This window comes from Acidimicrobiia bacterium, assembly GCA_036271555.1.
Taxonomy (GTDB): Bacteria; Actinomycetota; Acidimicrobiia; order IMCC26256; family PALSA-610; genus DATBAK01.
In genome coordinates, this window is the sequence record DATBAK010000014.1 from 1 (window position 1) to 3,541 (window position 3,541).

4 protein-coding genes are annotated in these 3,541 nt (G+C 69.5%); 2 read left to right on the forward strand and 2 right to left on the reverse strand.

What is annotated here, in order from left to right:
* Positions 1-307 (forward strand): hypothetical protein (locus VH914_05165; protein ID HEX4490580.1); only part of this gene is annotated, 307 nt, incomplete at its 5' end.
* Positions 308-337: 30 nt separating this feature from the next.
* Here VH914_05165 and VH914_05170 read toward each other — a convergent pair.
* A complete protein-coding gene (locus tag VH914_05170) occupies positions 338-1,498 on the reverse strand; it encodes an amidohydrolase family protein (GenBank protein ID HEX4490581.1) in 1,161 nt (386 codons plus the stop codon).
* 104 nt (positions 1,499-1,602) lie between these two features.
* Here VH914_05170 and VH914_05175 point away from each other — a divergent pair, with 104 nt between their 5' ends.
* On the forward strand, positions 1,603-2,079 hold the full coding sequence (locus VH914_05175) for a GNAT family N-acetyltransferase (protein ID HEX4490582.1): 477 nt from the start codon (positions 1,603-1,605) through the stop codon (positions 2,077-2,079).
* A 94-nt stretch (positions 2,080-2,173) separates the two neighbouring features.
* Here the strand turns inward: VH914_05175 and VH914_05180 are convergent.
* On the reverse strand, positions 2,174-3,541 hold a 1,368-nt coding region (locus VH914_05180), incomplete at its 5' end, for a hypothetical protein (GenBank protein ID HEX4490583.1).

The following is a 3,541-nucleotide window of genomic DNA, read 5'->3' on the forward strand; positions in this document are numbered from 1 at the left end:
CGACGAGACCGACCTCCGCATGCTCGAGGCGGTCGCCGAGCTCACCGCCATCGGCATGCCGCCCGAGGTGCTGGTCGAGCTCGTGAAGATCTACGTGCGCAACTTCCAAGTGCTGCAGCGGCAGGTCATCGACATGTTCGCCGGCAAGTCCCACGAGGAGTGGACGCCGGAGCTGCTGCGCGCGGTGCAGGACCTCAGCGCGCAGACCGGCCGACTCGTGCCCGCGGTCGACCAGGTCCTCAACTACGTGCACCAACGCACGCTGCAACGTTTCACGCTCGACGCCATCGGCGAAGCGCGCAGCTGACCCCGGGCGGTTCCGAGGAACCGCCGTGCGCTACAGGCCCCAGATGCGCGCGGCGTTGCCGCCGGTGATCTTGGCCTTCTCGGCGGCGGGGATCGAGCCCATCGTCTCCTCGATCACCTTGCGCGAGTACGGCCAGTCGTTGCCGTGGTGCGGGTAGTCCGACGACCACATCATGTTGTCGACGCCGACGCGATGGCGCAGCTCGACGCCCGACCGGTCGGTGATGAACGACGCCGCGTTGTTGCGATACCAGTAGAAGCTCGGCGGCTCCTCGATCGGCAGCCGGCCCCACGCGCGGTTGCGCCAGTAACGGTCGTCGAGGCACTCGATGAAGTGCGGCAGCCAGCCGACGCCGGTCTCGATCCAGCAGATCTGCAACTCGGGGAACCGATCGAAGACACCGGTGAGGATCGCGGACGTGATGTTGCCGGCGGCCATCGAGAACACGTGGCTCATGCCACCGATCGCCTTCGCGCGCGTCGCCTCGTCGCGCGTGTCGTAGCGCGAGACGGTCTCCTGTGCGGCCGCGCGCCGGCCGGCCGCGCGCTGCGCGCGGGAGATGATGTTGATGTGGATCGCCACGGGCATGCCCTCGTCGCACGCGGCCGCCCAGAACGGGTCGTCGTCGCGGGAGAGGTCGCCACTCCCCGACGGCCAGTTCGAGATCAGCACACCCTTCGCGCCGCGCGCCTTGGCCTTGCGCAGCGCGTCGATCGCGACGTCGATGTCGAGCGACGGGATCTGCGCGAGTCCGATGAGCCGCGCCGGATCGGGCGCGCAGAACTCCTCGAACAGGAAGTCGTTGTACGCCTCGACACCGGCGAGCACGAAGTCGGCGTCGTCGTCACCGAGGAAGTGGCTCATCGTGCGCTGCGGCGGGAAGAGGATCTCGGCGTCGACGCCGTCGATGTCCATGTCCTCCAGACGTGCCGCGCCGTTGTAGCAACCGGTGCGCGCTTCCTCGTAGGTCACACCGAGCCAACGGAACTGGTCGAACGGCATCCCCGGGGTCGCGACGAGCCCGATCGGATCCGGCTCACCACCCACTGCGGTGAGCCAGGCGTCGCCGCCGTCGGCGTCCTTCACGAGCTTCGGCGCCTTGTCCTGCCACTTCGACCCGAGGTGGTTCTTCCAGATGTCGGGTGGCTCGAGGATGTGGCAGTCGGCGTCGACGATCCGAAGGTTCGACACAGCAGGCACCTCTCGTCGCAGATGCGCGGGAGTGTAACCCTGACACGCGCGTCATGTTCGGGCCGCTACGGCGAGCCGCCAGCCCGTGTGATGCACTGAACGGCGTGCGTATCCAGCGCGTCACCGACGACGACCGCCCCTGGATCGCGGACACGATCGCGTCGACCTTCGCGTCGACGCGGGTCGCGAGCCGCGGCCGCCTCATCGACGACGTGTCGCAGCTCGACGGCTACATCGCCGAGCTCGACGGTCATCCCATCGGCGTCGCGCTGTGGCTCGAGGTCGACGGCGCCGCCGAGCTCGTCGCGATCGTGACGACCTATCGCGGTGCCGGTGCCGGTGTCGCGTTGCTCGACGCGGCCGTCGAGCACGCGCGTGACGCCGGGTGGAAGCGGCTCTGGCTCATCACGACGAACGACAACACCGATGCCCTGCGCATCTACCAGCGCGCGGGCTGGGACTGGATCGGGTTCCACCGCAACAGCATCGAGCAGTCACGCGTGCTGAAGCCCGAGATACCGACGCTCGGCCAGCACGGCATCCCGATCGCGCACGAGCTCGAGTTCGAATATCCGCTCTGAGCTTTTCTGGTTGGGCTCGCAAGCTTCGCCCTGCTTGACGCCTCAGCCTGCGACTCGGGCGGTCCGCAAAACGACCCGCCCGTTCCTGGGGCATCTACGGCGACAGGCGCATCCAACCCGCGTCGGGGACGTCGACGACGAGGTCGCGCACACCGTTGTCCCGCGACCAGATCCGAAGGGACACGCGCTCCCTCGCGCCGAGCACGGTGATCGTGACCACGCCGGCCGCGTCGACGGACACGTCGGCGATACGCGCGTCGCCTGCGCACGCATAGAGCGACGGATCGCCGATCACCGCGACCTCACCCAGCACGGGTGCGAGCACTCGGTAGTCCCAGTCGCGCGCGTCGAGCTCGACTTCGTACTCTCCGTCGGAGGGAAGGATCTCGACCGTCTCACGCCGCCAGTCGTACACGCAGACCTCGGCCGTGTCCGGCCGGTCCTCGCCGAGCTCTTGCAGCAGAACACGCGTCGTGTGGCGTTCGCCGTCGGCCGCGACGTTCGCGGTCACGACGTAGCCCCAGCGCCCGGCCGCGTGCTGCGTGTACGCGCTGCCCGTCATCAGCGCTCCGTTCCACACCGGCGCGTCGAACGCCGCGCGGTCGATGGCCGCAATCGGCACATCGGGACGCACGAGTACGCCGTCGGCGCGACACGTACGCCGGATCAACGCAACGTCGGCGGTGCCGATGCGATCGCCGACGCCGACCGGGCCGGCCGACAGCGCCGCGAACAGCGCTTCGCCCTCGCGCGTCGCCGCGAACTCGCCGTCGGCGCCGGAGTGGAAGACGTCCTTGTACGGCCAGAACCCGAGCGCGCGCGCCATCACGTTCGTCTGCATGAACCACGCCCACAGCAGCTCCGGTCCGACGAGGTACGCGTGGTCACCGCTCGTTCGGATCGACGTGACGTGGCGCAAGCGACTCGCCTGCGCGAAGTCGGCAGGCGACGCCATGCACCACTGCGCGTGCAGCGCGCGGCGATCGAGCGCGGCGTCGATGCCCTCTTGCCACGCGGCGGCGCGTCCGGGTTGGCGCAGCCCGCGCACACCGAGGAAGCACTCGATGAGCCAGTCGTGCTCGAACACCTCGACGCCCCACGCCACGGCCTGGTCGAGCAGGCGCTCGTAGAGCTCCGGCGTCTGCGGGTGCGCGCGATCGCCGTCGACCCACATCGGGAACTCGTCGCCGTACGACGACTGCGACGACACGTGCCGACAGTGCGTCACGAGCGGTCGGCGACCGAGACGCTCGCGCAGCGCGGCGACGCCGTCGGGCAGCACGTCGGTACGCGGCTCCCAGCGGACCATCCCGCTCGGCGGGACCTCCCACTCGTCGGTGTCGAACGGCCGCAGCACCTCGTGCGGGTACCACCACGAGTCGAGCTGCACCGCGCCGACGGGTAGTCCGCGCGCTTCGAGATCGTCGACCGCGGCGACGACGGTCGACGCGGGATCGAGGCC